Annotated in this window: 9 protein-coding genes; 7 read left to right on the top strand and 2 right to left on the bottom strand. The window is 75.8% G+C overall.

Annotated features, from left to right (window positions below):
* The first annotated feature begins 219 nt into the window (after positions 1-219).
* The 5 genes from ACFY60_RS02365 (at position 220) to moeZ (ending at position 6,820) form a co-directional block, all read left to right on the top strand.
* A complete protein-coding gene (locus tag ACFY60_RS02365) occupies positions 220-1,911 on the top strand; it encodes a glycosyltransferase (protein ID WP_388607466.1) in 1,692 nt (563 codons plus the stop codon).
* Positions 1,912-2,344: 433 nt separating this feature from the next.
* Entirely contained in the window at positions 2,345-3,736 is a 1,392-nt protein-coding gene (locus ACFY60_RS02360) for a hypothetical protein (protein WP_388607468.1), read from the top strand.
* Positions 3,737-3,860: 124 nt separating this feature from the next.
* Positions 3,861-4,832 (top strand): NAD-dependent epimerase/dehydratase family protein, encoded by a 972-nt coding sequence (locus ACFY60_RS02355; RefSeq protein ID WP_388607470.1) that lies wholly within the window; start codon positions 3,861-3,863, stop codon positions 4,830-4,832.
* Positions 4,820-5,566 (top strand): spherulation-specific family 4 protein, encoded by a 747-nt coding sequence (locus ACFY60_RS02350; protein ID WP_309032153.1) that lies wholly within the window; start codon positions 4,820-4,822, stop codon positions 5,564-5,566. Before ACFY60_RS02355 ends, ACFY60_RS02350 begins: the two co-directional genes overlap by 13 nt.
* Positions 5,567-5,641: 75 nt before the next feature.
* Complete coding sequence (moeZ, locus tag ACFY60_RS02345; protein ID WP_309056167.1) at positions 5,642-6,820, top strand: adenylyltransferase/sulfurtransferase MoeZ; 1,179 nt, start codon at positions 5,642-5,644, stop codon at positions 6,818-6,820.
* 137 nt (positions 6,821-6,957) lie between these two features.
* On the opposite strand, the gene ACFY60_RS02340 is transcribed toward moeZ, so the two are convergent.
* Positions 6,958-8,550 (bottom strand): alpha/beta hydrolase, encoded by a 1,593-nt coding sequence (locus ACFY60_RS02340; protein WP_388607472.1) that lies wholly within the window; start codon positions 8,548-8,550, stop codon positions 6,958-6,960.
* 214 nt (positions 8,551-8,764) lie between these two features.
* A complete protein-coding gene (locus ACFY60_RS02335) occupies positions 8,765-11,422 on the bottom strand; it encodes a lysylphosphatidylglycerol synthase domain-containing protein (RefSeq protein WP_388607474.1) in 2,658 nt (885 codons plus the stop codon).
* A gap of 258 nt (positions 11,423-11,680) precedes the next feature.
* Between ACFY60_RS02335 and ACFY60_RS02330 the strand changes: the two genes are divergently transcribed.
* Both ACFY60_RS02330 and ACFY60_RS02325 read left to right on the top strand, forming a co-directional pair.
* Positions 11,681-12,271, top strand: a complete 591-nt coding sequence (locus ACFY60_RS02330) for an MGMT family protein (RefSeq protein WP_388607477.1) — start codon at positions 11,681-11,683, stop codon at positions 12,269-12,271.
* A 179-nt stretch (positions 12,272-12,450) separates the two neighbouring features.
* Positions 12,451-15,927 (top strand): UvrD-helicase domain-containing protein, encoded by a 3,477-nt coding sequence (locus ACFY60_RS02325; RefSeq protein WP_388607478.1) that lies wholly within the window; start codon positions 12,451-12,453, stop codon positions 15,925-15,927.
* Positions 15,928-15,964: the final 37 nt, after the last annotated feature.

The following is a 15,964-nucleotide window of genomic DNA, read 5'->3' as shown; positions in this document are numbered from 1 at the left end:
GGGGGTGGTGTTTGGGGGTTGTGTTCTCGGGCTCCCGCTACCCTAACGCTACGGCCGTCCCGACCTAATTGTCGCGCCCCCCCCCCCCCGGGGGCGGCCCCCCCCCCCCCCCCCCCCCCCACCACCGGTTTCTCCGCTTACGTTCTTCCCGCTGCGGGAGTCAGCCGCGCACCACCGGGCCGCGGTGGGCGCCGTCAACGGAGGAACGGGGGTGCGCTCGTGCGGATCGGACTGATCACGGAAGGTGGCACCCCGTGCGCGCCGGGTGACGCTGGCGGCACGGCCGACGCGGCGGGCTGGTGCGACCGGCTCGTCCGCGGTCTCGACCAGCACCGCTTCGACCTCTACGCCCTCGGGACCGCCCCCGCCGCGCCCCTCCCGCCGCACGCCCGCCTCGTCCGCGCGGCGGCCCCCGGCGCGAACCCCGAGGACCGCGCCGCGCCCGGCCGCTCCCTGCGCCGGGCCTTCGGCCGCCGCGACCGCGGCCGCTTCCTGGAGGCCTTCGCCGCCCTCGCCGAAGGCCTCTGTGCCCAGGACCCGCGAACGGACGGCGCCGAGGGGACGTACGACGACAGCGGTACGGGCCCGGACGGGGGCGCGCCGGAGCTGTTCGCCGCCGGGCTGTACGCCCTCGCCGACCTGGCCCGCGAGGGCGGCGGGCTGCCGGGCGCGCTGCGCTCCGACGAGGCCGTGCGCGTTCTCGAGGCCGCCTGCCGCGCGCCGGGCGCACGCCGGGGCGCGGCGGGCGCGGGCCTGCGCGACCACCTCGCCCTCGCCGAGGAACTGGAGCGGACCCTGCGCCCTCTCTCCCTCGACTGGTACGGCGAGGACGCGCTCGGCGCCGTCGACCTCTGCCACGCGGCCGGCGGCGGCCCCGTCGCCCTCCCCGGCCTCCTCGCCGCCCGGTTCCACGGCACCCCGCTGCTCGTCACCGAGTACGGCGTCCGGCTCCGCGCCCACTACCTCGCCGCGGGCGGCACGGAACGGTCCGGCGCCCTGCGCACCCTCCTCGCCGCGCTGCACGGCCGGCTCACCGCCGAGATCTACCGGCAGGCCGCGCTCCTCACCCCCGGCGACACCCACGCGCGCCGCTGGTACGAGCGGTGCGGCGCCGACCGCGCCCGGATCCGCACCGTCCACCCCGGCATGCCGGCCGAGCGCTACGCCGAGGCAGGCGAGAACGAGGAGAGCGGTGACCCGGCCACCCTCGTCTGGACGGGCCGCGTCGACCCCGCCAAGGACCTGATCGGCCTCCTCCACGCCTTCGCCGAGATCCGCGCCCGGCAGCCCGGCGTCCGGCTGCGGATCGTGGCCGCCCCGGTCCGGGAGCCGGAGGCCGAGGCGTACCTCCTGCACTGCAAGGGGCTCGCCGCCCACCTCTTCCCCGACGAGGCCGCCGATCCGCACGCCGTGGGCGAGAACCCCGTCTCCTTCGAGGAACTCGGCGGACCGGAGGCGCCGACACCGGAGGACGTCCACGCCTCCGGCGCGGTGACCGTGCTCTCCAGCGTCGCCGAGGGCTTCCCGACGACCCTGGTCGAGGCGATGTTCTGCGCCCGCGCGACGGTCTCCACGGATGTCGGCGCGGTCGTCGAGGTCATCGGCGGCACCGGACTCGTCGTGCCCCCGCGCAATCCGCGGGCGCTCGCCGACGCGTGCCTCGCGCTGTTGCGCGACCCCGGGCGCCGCCACCGCCTGGGCGCCGCCGCGCGCGCCCGCGCGCTCGAACTCTTCACCGTCGAACAGAACCTCGCCGCGTTCCGCGGCATCTACCTCGAACTGCTCTCCCGCGCGCCCGTGCGCCACCGCGCCGGCGCCGACGTGCCCTTCGCCCACCCGGCCGAGGCCCATGTGCCGGGCAGCTGGGCCCATCAGGCCGTCACCGCGGGCACAGGAGCCCCCGATGCCTGAAGGAGGCACCCCGATGCGCGGCCCCGCCGCCCCCACGAGCTCCGGAGCCTGGGACGCCCGCTCCGAAGCCCTCCTCGGCGCCCCGGCCCTCACCCCGGCCACCGCCGAGCCCCCCTCCAACGACCCCGACGGAATAGTCCCGGCGGCCTCGCCCGCCGCCCCCCACCGCCCGCACCACCCCGGCCCCCCCGCCGGCCACGGTCCCGCCCCGGGCGGGCGGCGTGCGGAGAGCCCGTGGTTCACCCCGGGCCGGACGGCCCCCGCGCCGGGAGACGCCCCGGCCGGCCGGAGTCCCGAGAGCGCCCACGCCGCCCCGCCCCGCCCGACGGGTGACACCCCCGCCGGGCCCGTGACCGAGCCGGCGCCCGGGTCTCCGTGGCCCTCGGCCGCCCCCGGCGCACCGGTAGTCCCTGCCGCAGCCGTGGGGCCGACCGTGCCCGCCGGGCAGGCCGGTCCGACCGCCGACCCGGTCACCCGCCCCCGGACCGTCACCCCGGCCGCCTCCGGCCCCGCCGAAGGCGTGACAGCGACGCGCGCCCCGGCCGCCGGGGGCGGACAGCCCGCGGCTTCCGCCACCGACGAGGCACCGCCCGGCGCCGACCGGGCCCCCACCTCCGCGGCCGTCGCGCCCGCGGAGCCGGTGCCCGCGGCCGTCCCGGCCGAACTCCCCGCCGGACCCGTCCCGGGGACGGCACGGGCCGACGCCTCCCCGCCGGCTTCCGACACCGGAGCCCCGCCCGCCGGAACCGCCGGCCGGGGCACGCGCCCCGCCCCGCCCACCGCCCCCGCGCGGGCACGCCGCGCCGGCGGCGATCCCGTCAAAGTGCTGATGCACCGGCACCGGGAGCTGTGCGAGCGGGCCGTGGATCCACTGGAGATCGCGGCGGGGCTCGAAGCGGAGGGCTTCACGGACCGGACCGCCGCGCGCTACCGGCACCGGGACGTGTTCTCGCTCGCCGAGGAGCTGTACGCGCGCGTGCCCCGGGGCGGCGCGACCGTCCCGCCCGCCGGGCCCGCGCCCGGCGCCCGGACCCCCTGGGCCCTCGCCGCGCTCGCCCCCGGAGGCGTCGCCGCGCTCACCGGCCTCGTACTCGGGCTCACCGAGGGAACCGTCCGCCTCGCCACGGCCTTTGCCGGGGCGCTCGCGCTGGCCGGAGCGGTGTCGGCGGCCGTACGGCGCGGTCCGCTCCGGGCGGACGGGCCCACCGTGCCGGCCGCCTCGCTCTGGACCCTCTGGCTCGTGGCGTACGCGGCCGGCGGGGACGGGCTCCTCGCGGAGGTGCTCACCGGTGGCCCCGACGGCACCTGGCCGGTCACCACCGCGCCCCTGCTCGGGCTCGCGCTCTCCGTCGCGCCCGCCGCCTGGTGCGCGTACCTCTTCGGCGCCGTGGCCCGCCGCCGGCTCGCCGACAGCCGCGGCGTCGCCGACTTCGCCGCCGCCACCCGCCCGCTCCTCCTCGGTGCCGTCGCCCTCCACCTCCTCGCCCTGACGGCCCTGCTGGTCCTCACCGGCTTCGCCCCCGGCGCCCTCGCCCTCGGAGCGCTCCTGTTCCTCGCCCGACTCCTCACCGTCCACGGCTCCGCGGCGGCCGCCGCCTCCGCCCTCGCCGCCGCGGGCGCCGCCGAGGCGCTCGCCGTCGCGAGCGTCCTGGCGGCCCGGCTGCCCCTGCCCGGCTTCGACGCGCTCGCCGTCCCCGTGCGGGCCGTCACCGACGCGTGGGGCCCCGGAGCCGTACCCGTCCTCGTCTGCGGCGCCGCCGCGCTCGGCCTGCTGGCCCACGCGACCGGCGCCCTCTCCCGGGCCTCGGCCCACACCACCCCCTGACCCCGGCGCACCCGCGGAGCCGACGCCGCGGGCGCGGCCCGGCCCGCCCTCACCCCGCAAGGAGACCGAAGATCATGACCCGTCAACCCCCAGCACCGGCCGGTCGGCACGAAGGGGCCGCACGATGAGGGTGCTACTGCTCGGAGCCAACGGCTTCATCGGCCGCTTCGTCGCCGACCGCCTGCTCGCCGACCCCGCCGTCCACCTGACCGCCCTCGGCCGCGGGGACGACGCCGACGTCCGCTTCGACCTCGCCAGCGGCAGCCCCGGCGCGCTGACCCGGTTCCTCGACGCCGTCCACCCGGGCGTCGTCGTCAACTGCGCGGGCGCCACCCGCGGCGGCGCCCGCGACCTGACCCGGCACAACACCGTCGCCGTCGCCACCGTCTGCGAGGCCCTGCGCCGCAGCGGCTGCGGCGCCCGCCTCGTGCAGGTCGGCTGCGCCTCCGAGTACGGGCCGAGCCAGCCCGGCTCGTCCACGGCCGAGGACGCCGTGCCCCGCCCCGGCGGCCCCTACGGGGTGTCGAAGCTCGCCGCGACCGAACTCGTCCTCGGCTCCGGCCTCGACGCGGTCGTCCTGCGGGTCTTCTCCCCGGTCGGGCCCGGCACCCCCGCGGGCTCCCCGCTCGGCCGGCTCGCCGAGGCCATGCGCCGCGCCATGCAGGCCGGTGACGGCGAGCTCAAGCTCAGCGGGCTCGGCGTGCAGCGCGACTTCGTGGACGTGCGGGACGTGGCCCGCGCCGTCCACGCGGCCTCGCTCTCCGCCGCCCAGGGCGTCGTCAACATCGGTACGGGCCGGGCCGTACGGCTCCGGGACGCCGCCGCCGTCCTCGCCCGGGTCGCCGGGTACGCCGGCAACCTCCACGAACTGGACGGCCCCCACGGCATGCCGCAGCGCCCCGTGATCGGAGCCCCGCGCACCGAGGCGACCATCGCGGAACAGCTGGCGGCCGCCCCCTACCCGTACCCCGACGGCTGCGGCCCCTGGCAGCAGGCCGACGTCCGCACCGCCCGTGACCGGCTCGGCTGGCGGCCACGGATCAACCTGGAGGAGTCGCTCGCCGACATCTGGATGGAGGCGGCGTGTCGCATCTGACGGCGGCCACGGCCACCGGAGCGGTCCAGGCGCTCGGCGTCGGCGTGCCCGGCTACGCGCATCCGCTGCTCGCCCCCGTCGAATGGGCCGAGCTGACCCGGCCGGGGACCCCGCTGCACTGGGCCGTGCTCAACGTGGCGGACGGCCCCGGCAGCCGGCCCGACCCGCACTGCCTGGAGGCGGCGGGCCGGCTCCGCAACGCCGGCGTGCGGGTCCTCGGGCACCTCGACCTGGCCCACGGCTCCCGCCCCTTCGGGGAGCTGGTCTCCGACGCCCACCGGTTCCTCGACTGGTACCGGGTGGACGGCTACTACCTGGACCGCTGCCCCGCCGACCGGGCCGACCTGGCCGCGACCCGGCGGCTCACGGCGACCCTGGAGGCCGTCCTCGACGGGGAGGCCCACCTGGTCCTCGGCCACGGCACCCACCCCCACCCGGGATACGCGGAGGCGGCCGACCAGCTGGTCACCTTCTCCGGGGCCTGGGCGGACTACCGCTGGTCGCAGGTGGCCGAGTGGACGGCCGATCATCCCGAGTCCACCTTCGTCCACCTCGTCCACGGCGTCCCGCGCACGCACCTGGACGAGGCCCTGCGGATCGCCCGCTGGCAGGGGGCCGGAACGATCTTCTTCACCGACCGCAGCGGAGGCCCGGGACAAAGCGGAGCATTTCACGCGCTGCCCGGCTACTGGGACGAAATCGTCTCGCGTATCGGACCGGGTGTCTCGGAATGAGGAGGGGCGTGGCAGTGTTACGGGGAGAACAACCGTCGTCATGACAAACCGACCAGCTGTATTGATGAGGTCTCCGTGTCGCTGCCACCCCTGGTCGAGCCCGCTGCCGAGCTCACCGTCGACGAGGTCCGCAGGTACTCCCGCCACCTGATCATCCCGGACGTCGGGATGGACGGTCAGAAGCGGCTGAAGAACGCCAAGGTGCTGTGTGTGGGCGCGGGTGGCCTCGGCTCCCCGGCCCTGATGTACCTGGCCGCCGCGGGCGTGGGCACGCTCGGCATCGTGGAGTTCGACGAGGTCGACGAGTCGAACCTCCAGCGCCAGATCATCCACAGCCAGTCCGACATCGGCCGCTCCAAGGCCGAGTCGGCGCGCGACAGCGTCCTCGGCATCAACCCGTACGTCAACGTGATCCTTCACGAGGAGCGGCTCGAGGCCGACAACGTGATGGAGATCTTCGGCCAGTACGACCTGATCGTCGACGGCACGGACAACTTCGCCACCCGGTACCTGGTCAACGACGCCTGCGTGCTGCTGAACAAGCCGTACGTGTGGGGTTCCATCTACCGCTTCGACGGCCAGGCCTCCGTCTTCTGGTCCGAGCACGGGCCCTGCTACCGCTGCCTCTACCCGGAGCCCCCGCCGCCGGGCATGGTCCCCTCGTGCGCCGAGGGCGGCGTCCTGGGCGTGCTCTGCGCGTCCATCGGCTCCATCCAGGTCACCGAGGCCATCAAGCTCCTCGCCGGCGTGGGTGACCCGCTGGTCGGCCGCCTCATGATCTACGACGCCCTGGAGATGCAGTACCGCCAGGTCAAGGTCCGCAAGGACCCCGACTGCGCGGTCTGCGGCGAGAACCCCACCGTCACCGAGCTCATCGACTACGAGGCCTTCTGCGGCGTCGTGTCCGAGGAGGCCCAGGAGGCGGCGCTCGGCTCCACGATCACTCCCAAGCAGCTCAAGGAGTGGATCGACGACGGCGAGAACATCGACATCATCGACGTCCGCGAGGTCAACGAGTACGAGATCGTCTCGATCCCCGGCGCCCGTCTGATCCCCAAGAACGAGTTCCTCATGGGCAACGCCCTCCAGGACCTGCCCCAGGACAAGCGGATCGTCCTGCATTGCAAGACGGGTGTCCGCAGTGCGGAAGTCCTCGCGGTCCTGAAGTCCGCGGGCTTCTCGGACGCGGTGCACGTCGGCGGCGGCGTCATCGGCTGGGTCCACCAGATCGAGCCCGAGAAGCCGGTCTACTGAGCCCGGGTGGCCCGCTCCGGAGGCCGGGCAGCCGGCCTCCTGAGCCCGAGGGCTCGCGCGCGTGCGGGGAAGGCCCCGGATCCGGTCGGGATCCGGGGCCTTCCCCGTGCCCTCGGCCGCGGGCCGTCGGTCCGCGGTCACGTGCAGACGGTTCCCGGGGCCGGGACCTTGCCGTCCAGGAGATAGCCGTCGACGGCCTTCTTCACGCACGCGTTGCCGCCGTTGTAGGCGCCGTGCCCCTCGCCCTCGAACGTCAGCTCCACGCCCACGTCCTTGCCGAGCGCCTTCGCCATGGCTCGCGCGCCCTCGAACGGGGTCGCCGGGTCGCCGGTCGTGCCGATCACCAGGATCGGGGCGGCGCCGGGCGCGGAGACGTCCGGGTGGTCCCACCGGCCCGGTACGGGCCACTGCGAGCAACCCGCGAGCGACCAGCCCATGGAGTCGCCGAAGACGGGGGAGGCCTCGCGGAAGGCGGCGAGCCGCTCCTTGGCCTGGCCCAGGGTGTAGCGCTCCTTGAAGTCCACGCAGTTGATGGCGGTGTTGGCGGACTGGATGTTGCTGTAACTGCCGTTCTGGCCGCGCCCGTTCATCGAGTCGGAGAGCGCCAGCAGGAGCGCCCCGTCGCCGCCGTCGGCGGCGTCGAGACCCTGTTCCAGATAGGGCCAGAACTCCTTGGAGTACAAGGCCTGCACGATGCCGTTGGTGGCCTGCGTCTGGGTGAGCCTGCGCTCCCCGATGCCCGCGATCGGCTTCTTGTCGAGTGCGGTCAGCAGCCGGGTGATCCCCGCCTCGATCCCGGCGACGCTGCCGCCGGGCAGCGCGCACTCGTCACCCCGGTCCACGCAGTCCTGGGCGAAGTTGTCCAGCGCCAGCTGGAAGCCCTTCGCCTGCCCGAGGGCACCGTCCTCGACGCCCGACTCCGGGTCGACGACCGCGTCGAACACGGCCCGGCCCACGTTCTTCGGGAAGAGGTGCGCGTACACGCCGCCGAGTTCCGTGCCGTAGGAGATGCCGAAGTAGTGGAGCTTCCGGTCGCCGAGGACCTGCCGCACGAGATCGAGGTCCCGGGCCGCGTTCTCGGTGCCGACGTGCGCCAGGGCCGTGCCCGCGTCCTCCTCGCAGCCGGCCGCGTACTTCTTCTGCGCGTCCGACAGGGTCCGCTCCTCGGCCTGGTCGTCGGGGGTGAAGTCCAGGGCGTAGTAGGCGTCCAGCTCCTTGTCGGTGGCGCATTCGACGGGCTCGCTGCGGCCCACCCCGCGCGGGTCGAAGGAGACCAGGTCGTAGCGGCCGCGCAGGGCCTCGTACTTCTCGGCGAATCCCGGCAGGGCGGTGACGCCCGAGCCGCCGGGGCCGCCGAAGTTGAAGACGAGCGAGCCGATGCGCCGGGAGCTGTCGCGGACCCTGGCGCGGATGAGGGCCAGCTCGATGGTCCGGCCCTCCGGCCGGGACCAGTCGAGCGGCGTCTGGAGGAAGGCGCACTCCCAGGCCGTGCCGCCGGGCAGCGGGGAGGGCGCGTCGCCGCCGCCCTCGGCCGGGGACGGGGGCGGGCAGGGGGCCCAGGCCAACTTCTGCGTGAGGAGCGACGGCGGTACGCCGGTTCCGCTCTGCCGTGACGGGGTGGCGGTGCCGCCGTCGCCGTCCGAACAGCCGGCGGCGAGCAGCACGGCGGTGACGGCCAGCAGGGCGGCGCGCCGGGCGGTGCGGGGGCGGGCGGTGGCGGAGGTCGGCATAGCCCCATCGTGATCCGCCGCCCCACCGCCCGCGCGGGACGCGGGGCCAACCGGGTGGGTGCCCGGCGCCGTACGGGTACGGGGGCACGCGGCCGGGGCGCCGCCCGGGTACGGCTACGGGTACGGGGCCGGGCGCCGCCGCACGCGAGCGGGGCCGCGGTACCGCACCCGCACGGGGCCGTGCCGGTACGTGAACGGGGCGGGGGCCGCCCCGCTACAGGGCCTCGCGCCGGGTCAGCCAGTTGAAGCAGATCCACCCCGGCAGGACCGGAAGCCACAGCGTCAGGAGCCGGTAGAGCAGCACCGCGGGCGTCGCCACCTCCAGGGGGAGGCCGACCGCGACCAGGCCGAAGGTGAGCGCGCCCTCGACCGCGCCGACACCGCCCGGTGTGGGGGCCGCCGAGCCCAGCGCGTTGCCGGCGAGGAAGACGACGGCGACGCTCGCGTAGCTGATGGTGGCGGTGCCGTGCCCGAACGCGCGGATCGAGGCGTCCAGACAGAGCACGAACGCGCCGGTGAGCAGCAGCATGCCGCCGATGCCTGTCAGCAGCTTCATGGGCCGCTGGAGCACGTCCAGCATGCGCGGCACCACCCCGGCGAACAGCGACCGCAGCCGGGTCACCACGAACTTCCGCATGAAGGGGATGGCCGTCACCACCAGGACGAGCACCGCGACCGTCAGCAGGCCCGCGATGACCGTCCTCGACGGGGTGAAGGACTGCGACTTCTCCGTCCCCGTCAGATAGCCGAAGGAGAGCAGCAGCAGGATGTGCGCCCCGAGCCCGAACAGCTGCGAGGCGCCGACGCTCGCCACCGCGAGCCCGGGCCGGACGCCCGCCCGCTGGAGGAAGCGGGTGTTCAGGGCGACACCGCCGACGGCGGCCGGGGCGACGATCTTCACGAAGGAGCCGGCGACCTGCGCCACCACCGTCCGCCAGAAACCGACCCGCTCGGGCACGAAGCCCAGCAGGCTCATCGCCGCCGCCACGTAGCTGAACGCGGAGAACAGCACCGCGGCGGCCACCCACCGCCAGTCGGCCTGGCTGATGGTCGACAGCGGTGTCCGGGCGATCTGCGAGAGCAGGAAGTACGCGGCGACCGCGCCCGCGATCAGGCTCACCAGGGTCCGCGGCTTGATCCGTTCCAGGCGGACCGGTTCCACCGGCGCCTGCGGGCGGATCAGCAGCACCTGCTGCCGGATCTGGGCGAGCAGGTCCTCCTCACGGGCCTCGTCCAGGGCCTCGTCCAGCGCCCGCTTCTCGGCCTTCTTGTCCGCCTTCTTCTCGGCCTTCGACTCGGCCCGCACGGCCCTCGGGTCCGGCGCCTCGGCCTCCGCCTTCGCGTCCGCCTTGGCCAGCTCCCGCTCGTGCCGGGCCGCCTCGGACGCGGCCAGCACCGCCTCCCGCTCCCGCTTCGACCGCTCCCGGGCCAGTTTCCGCAGCGTCGCGCGCGTGGAGCGGCTCAGCGCGATCGGCTGGAGCAGCGGCAGACAGTCGGCGACGGTGTCGGGCCCGAGGACCTCCACGGCGGCGGCGACCGCCCGCTCCGCCCCGACCCGCAGACCGAGGGTGGTGAGGAGCTGCGCGATGTCCATGCGCAGCACCAGGTCGCCGGCGGCGATCTCGCCGCCCCGCAGATCCGTCAGGAACACCCTGCCGGAACGATCCACCAGGATCGCGTCCCCGGCCAGCCTGCGGTGCGCGATCCGCCGCGACTGGAGCGCCCGCACCTGCCGCCAGGCCCCGCGGACCAGCTCGTCGGTGATCTCCCGGTCCTCCAGCGAGTCCAGACTGCGGCCACCGATGTGCTCGTACACGAGCATCACGGCGTCCGGACCCAGCTCGGAGGTGGCGATCAGTTTCGGCGCGTTCGCCCCGGCGGCGATCGCCGCGTAGGCGAGCAGGGCCTCCTGTTCGAGGGCCTGGCGCAGCGAGACGATCGACCGGCGGGTGGTGATCGCCCGCAGGGTCAGCCGCCGCCACGCCCGGTAGAAGAAGCCGTGGGCCTGCTGCTCCCGGTCCACGACGGTCACGTCCAGGGGAGGCCCGTCCTCCAGGGTCACGATGTACCGGCGGCCCCGGTCCCCGCTGTCCGCCACCTCCGGCACCCCTTCGGCGCGCAGCGCGGTCACCGGCCGGAAACCGACCCGGCGCAGTCCTGCCAGGAGGGTCTGCCCGGTGGGCCGGACGTTCGGGGAACCGACCGCGTACAGCGTGCCGTACGCCACCGTCCAGCCGATCAGGATGGTGAGGACGATCGAGAAGGCGGTGGTCCAGCCGGCCACCAGCATCGTGAACGCGTCGAGGAGCAGTACGGCCCAGAGCGCCACGCGCCAGCGCGGGCGGCGCGCCATGCCGACGGCCGTCATGTACGCGATCACGGGGGCGAGGTAGTTGTGCACCGGGTCGGTGAGCCCGCCGTTGGCCTGCGACTGCGTCAGCGCGTCCCGGATCGTGTCGGGCGCGGCCCGGGCGACCCACAGGTCGACGGCCAGGGTGACCCCGTGGGCGAGGACGGCGGCGAGGACCCCGTCGGCGATGCGCAGCCCGTCGCGTTTGATCAGCCGCTCGATGGCGAAGGCGACGGGCACCAGCAGCACGGCGATCGAGGAGACCAGGCCGGCGATCTTGACGAAGACGTCCGGGGCCCCGCCGGCGCCCTTGTTGATGTCCTGCTCGAGCCCCGAGGTGGTCGCGTGGGCGAAGTAGGCGATGGCGATGACGAGACCGATGGCGAGGAGCCCGGCGAGCAGTCGCATGAGGTCCGAGGGCCGGTGGACACGGGCGGCGAGCAGCGGCTCGTCGCCGGAGACACGCTCGGGCGCGTCGGGCTGAGCCTCTCCGGGAGGCTGGGTGTCCTGGCCCATCAGCATGTCCGTCTCTGCATGTGTGTCGCGTCGTTCTCGTTCCGCGTCCGGCCCCGCGCCTCCTTCGCGTACGGGTCGCTCGGCGCGCTCGTACGGTCCGGGTCGCTCGGGCCGCTCGTGTCGTTCGTACCGTTCGTGTGGCTCTTGTCGCTCGTGCCGCTCTTGATCTCGTATCACCTGTCACCGCCCGCACGATGGTGGCACGAAGAGGGGCCCTGCGGAGGCATCAGGGGCATGTCGGTGGGGTGAGGCAGGATGGGGCGGATGAGCGTGGAGGAACCCGTGGGGGAGACCGGAGAACTGCCCGAGTACGCGGAACGGGTGCTCGACGTCGCGGACGCGATCCCGCCCGGCCGGGTCATGACCTACGGGGACGTGGCCGAATGGCTCGGCGAGGGCGGCCCGCGCCAGGTGGGGCGCGTCATGTCCCTCTACGGCGGTACGGCACCGTGGTGGCGGGTCGTCCGCGCCGACGGGACCCTGCTGCCGGGGCACGAACTGCGCGCCCTCGGCCACTACCGCGAGGAGGGGACCCCGCTGCGGGAGTCCGGCCCGGCGGCCGGAGGCCACCTGCCGAGGCTCGACATGCGCCGGGCCCGCTGGGACGGGCGCGAGCTTCCCGACGGGCGCGAGGTCCCCGACGGGCGGGAGGTCCCCGACGGGCGGGAGGTCCCTGACGGGCGGGAGGCTTCCGGCGGGCGCGAGGTCCCCGCGGAGCGCGGGCCCTCCCCGGGGCGCGGCGCTTTCGCGGGGCCGGGCGCCGGTTCCGGGCGGGGCGCGCAGGACCGACGCGGCGGGGCGGAGGGGCGCCGTCGCGCCGGAGGTGCCGGAACTCACACCGGCGCGCACGGCTGACGGCATCGGCCCAGGGAGGCCGGGCAGGAGGGGACGGGAACGGTCCGCGGAGCCGTACGGAGCGGGGCACGGCGGCCGCCCGCTTCGCGTAACGTCAACGTCCGCCCCACGCGCGGCGGAGGCCGGCACCGCTCCCCGCGTCACCCGCACCACCACTCCCACCAGGACCGGCGATCCACGTGAGTTCCTCCTCCACCACCCGGCGCACGCCGCCGTACCAGGGACAGCCGTACCCGGGTCCGGGCAGGCAGCGGACCCCGGGCGGGTACCGGCTGGTGCGCACCACGCCGGCCCCGGTGGAGCCCCCTCAGCTGGACGCAGCGCAGCGGGCCGTGGTTGACCACACCGGCGGACCGCTTCTCGTCCTCGCCGGACCCGGCACCGGCAAGACGACCACCCTCGTCGAGTCCGTCGCCGCCCGCGTCGAGCGCGGCGCCGACCCCGAACGCCTCCTCGTCCTCACCTTCAGCCGCAAGGCCGCCGTGGAGCTGCGCGACCGGATGGCCGCCCGGCTCGGCGGGCGGCGCCCCCCGCAGGCCACCACCTTCCACTCGTACTGTTACGCCCTCGTCCGCGCCCACCAGGACGCCGACCTCTTCGCCGAACCGCTCCGGCTCCTGTCCGGACCCGAGCAGGACCTCGCCGTCCGGGAACTGCTCGCCGGCCAGATCGACCTGGAGAAGGCGGGACTCGGCCGGGTCGGCTGGCCCGACGAGCTGCGCGCCTGCCTCACCACCCGCGGCTTCGCCGACGAGGTCCGGGCCGTCCTCGCCCGCTCCCGCGAACTGGGCCTCGGACCGGACGAGCTCGCCCGCTTCGCCGACCGCGTCGGCCGCCCCGACTGGAAGGCGGCGGCCGGCTTCCTCGCCGAGTACCTCGACGTCCTCGACCTCCAGGGCGTCCTCGACTACACGGAGCTCGTCCACCGGGCCGTCCTCCTCGCCGGCAGCGTCACCCTGCCCGCGTACGACGCGGTGTACGTCGACGAGTACCAGGACACCGACCCGGCCCAGGTCCGGCTCCTGCACGCGCTCGCCGGCGGCGGGCGGACCACCCTCGTCGCCTTCGGCGACCCCGACCAGTCGATCTACGCCTTCCGGGGCGCCGACGTGAACGGCATCCTCGACTTCCCCGCCGCCTTCGGCGGCGCGGACGTCCGCGTCCTCGGCACCTCCCGCCGCTCGGGCGCGGCCCTGCTCGGCGCGACCCGCGAGCTGGCCCGGCGCATGCCGATGCCCCGGCTGCCCGCCGACAAGGTGCGGGCCCACCGCGAGCTGACGGCGGTACGGGACGGGGGCCGGGCCGAGGCCTACACGTACCCGACCGCCTCCGCCGAGGCCGAGAACATCGCCGACCTGCTGCGCCGCGCGCACCTGGAGGACGGCGTCCCCTGGCAGGACATGGCCGTCCTGACCCGCGCCGCCGCCTCCCTGCCGTCCCTCCGCCGCGCCCTGACCTCGGCGGGCGTCCCCGTCGAGACGGACGCCGCCGACACCCCGCTGCGCCACGAACCGGCGGTGGCCCCCCTGCTCCTCGCCCTCCGCACGGTCTCCGCCGCCCTCCCGCCGGGCACGGCCCCGGAGGACGCCCCCGGGGCCGAGCCCGAGGACCCCGAGGGGGAGGCCCCGGGCGGGCCCCCCGAGTCCCCGGCGACAGCCGCCGGCCCCGCACCGGTCCCCGAGCCGACGGGGACGACCGAGCCCGCCGGGACCTCGGACGCCGACGAGCCCACCGACGCCGCCCCGGCCGGGGACCCCGCCCCCGGGGCCGGGCACCGGGCCGGGTGGATCCCCGTCGAGACCGCCCTCGAACTGCTCGCCTCGCCGCTCGCGGGGGTCGACCCCGCCGACCTCCGGCGGCTCGGGCGGGCCCTGCGGGACGAGGAGCGGGCGGGCGGCAACAAGGTCCCGCCGCCCTCCGACGTGCTGCTCGCCCGCGCGCTCGCCGAACCCGAGCGGCTCGTCGCCCACGACTCCGCGTACGCCCAGGGCGTCCACCGGCTGGGCCGGCTCCTGCGCGAGGCCCGTGCGCTCCTCGCGGCCGGCGGCACCGCCGAGGAGGCCCTGTGGACGCTGTGGAACGGCACCCCCTGGCCCGGCCGGCTGGAGCGCGCCGCGCTCCGGGGCGGTCCCGCCGGGCGGAACGCGGACCGGGACCTCGACGCCGTCTGCGCCCTGTTCGAGACCGCCGCCCGCGCCGAGGAGCGCGTCGGCGGCCGGGGCGTGCGCAACTTCCTCGAGGAACTCGACGCCCAGGACATCGCCGCCGACACCCTCACCCGCCGGCACACCCGCCCGGACGCCGTCCGGCTGATGACCGCCCACCGTTCCAAGGGCCTCGAATGGAGCCTGGTGGTCGTCGCCGGGGTCCAGGAGGGCCTCTGGCCCGACCTGCGCCGCCGGGGCTCGCTCCTGGAGGCCGACCGGATCGGCCACGACGGTCTCGCCGAGCCGCTCCCCGCCGGCGCCCTCCTCGCGGAGGAACGCCGCCTGTTCTACGTGGCCGCCACCCGCGCCCGTGACCGGCTGGTCGTCACCGCCGTCAAGGCCCCGGCCGAGGACGGGGACCAGCCGTCCCGTTTCCTCACCGAACTCGGCGCCGAGCCGAAGGACGTCCCCGGCCGCCCCCGCCGCCCCCTCGCCGTCTCCGCCCTGGTCGCCGAGCTGCGGGCCACCACCGTCGACCCGGCGGCCTCGCCCGCCCTGCGCGAGGCCGCCGTCCAGCGGCTCGCGGAACTCGCCGCGCTCACCGACGACGAGGGTCAGCCGCTGGTCCCGGCCGCCCACCCGGACCGCTGGTGGGGCCTGTTCGAGCCGACCCGGAGCACGGTGCCGCTGCGCGACCGGGACCGGCCCGTGGCCCTCTCGCCGAGCGCCCTGGAGAGCCTCGCCACGACCTGCTCCCTCCAGTGGTTCCTGGGCCGCGAGGTGAAGGCCGCCGAGCCGGCCTCGGCCGCCCAGGGCTTCGGCAACGTCGTCCACGTCCTCGCCGACGAGGTCGCCTCCGGCCGTACCCCCGCCGATCTCGACGTCCTCATGGCCCGCCTGGACTCGGTCTGGGACGCCCTCGCCTTCGACGCGCCGTGGAAGTCCGCCCAGGAGAAGCAGCACGCGCGCGTGGCGCTGGAGCGTTTCCTGCGCTGGCACGTCATGGACCGCGGCGGCCGCACCCCCGTCGCCTCGGAGCACGCGTTCGACGTGACCCTGGAGGCGGGGGAGTACGAGGTGCGCATCCGCGGCTCCATGGACCGGGTCGAGCGGGACGAGCAGGGCCGGGCCTACGTCGTGGACTTCAAGACGGGCAAGTCGGCCCCCACCCGTGAGGAGGTCGCCCGCCACCCGCAGCTGGCCGTCTACCAGCTGGCGGTCCGCGAGGGCGCCCTGGACGAGGTGTTCGACGGCCACCGGCCGGAGCCGGGCGGCGCCGAACTCGTCCAGCTGCGGCAGGCCGCCCCGAAGAAGGAGGGTGGTGACGCCCTGCCCAAGGTGCAGGCCCAGGGGGCGGAGACGGGGGAGTGGGTCGGGGAGCTCCTCGCCACCGCGGCCGGCCGCGTCCTCGACGAACGCTTCTCCCCGACGGCCGGCCGCCAGTGCGCGACCTGCTCCTTCCGCGCCTCGTGCAGCGCCCTGCCGGAGGGCCGGCACGTGGTGGACTGAGCGATCCCCCGTTTTCGTACGCATGTGCGGAGGGTCA

This window comes from Streptomyces sp. NPDC012827, from assembly GCF_042900905.1.
Classification (GTDB): Bacteria; Actinomycetota; Actinomycetes; order Streptomycetales; family Streptomycetaceae; genus Streptomyces; species Streptomyces gulbargensis.
This window is presented reverse-complemented; position numbering and strand designations above follow the sequence as displayed.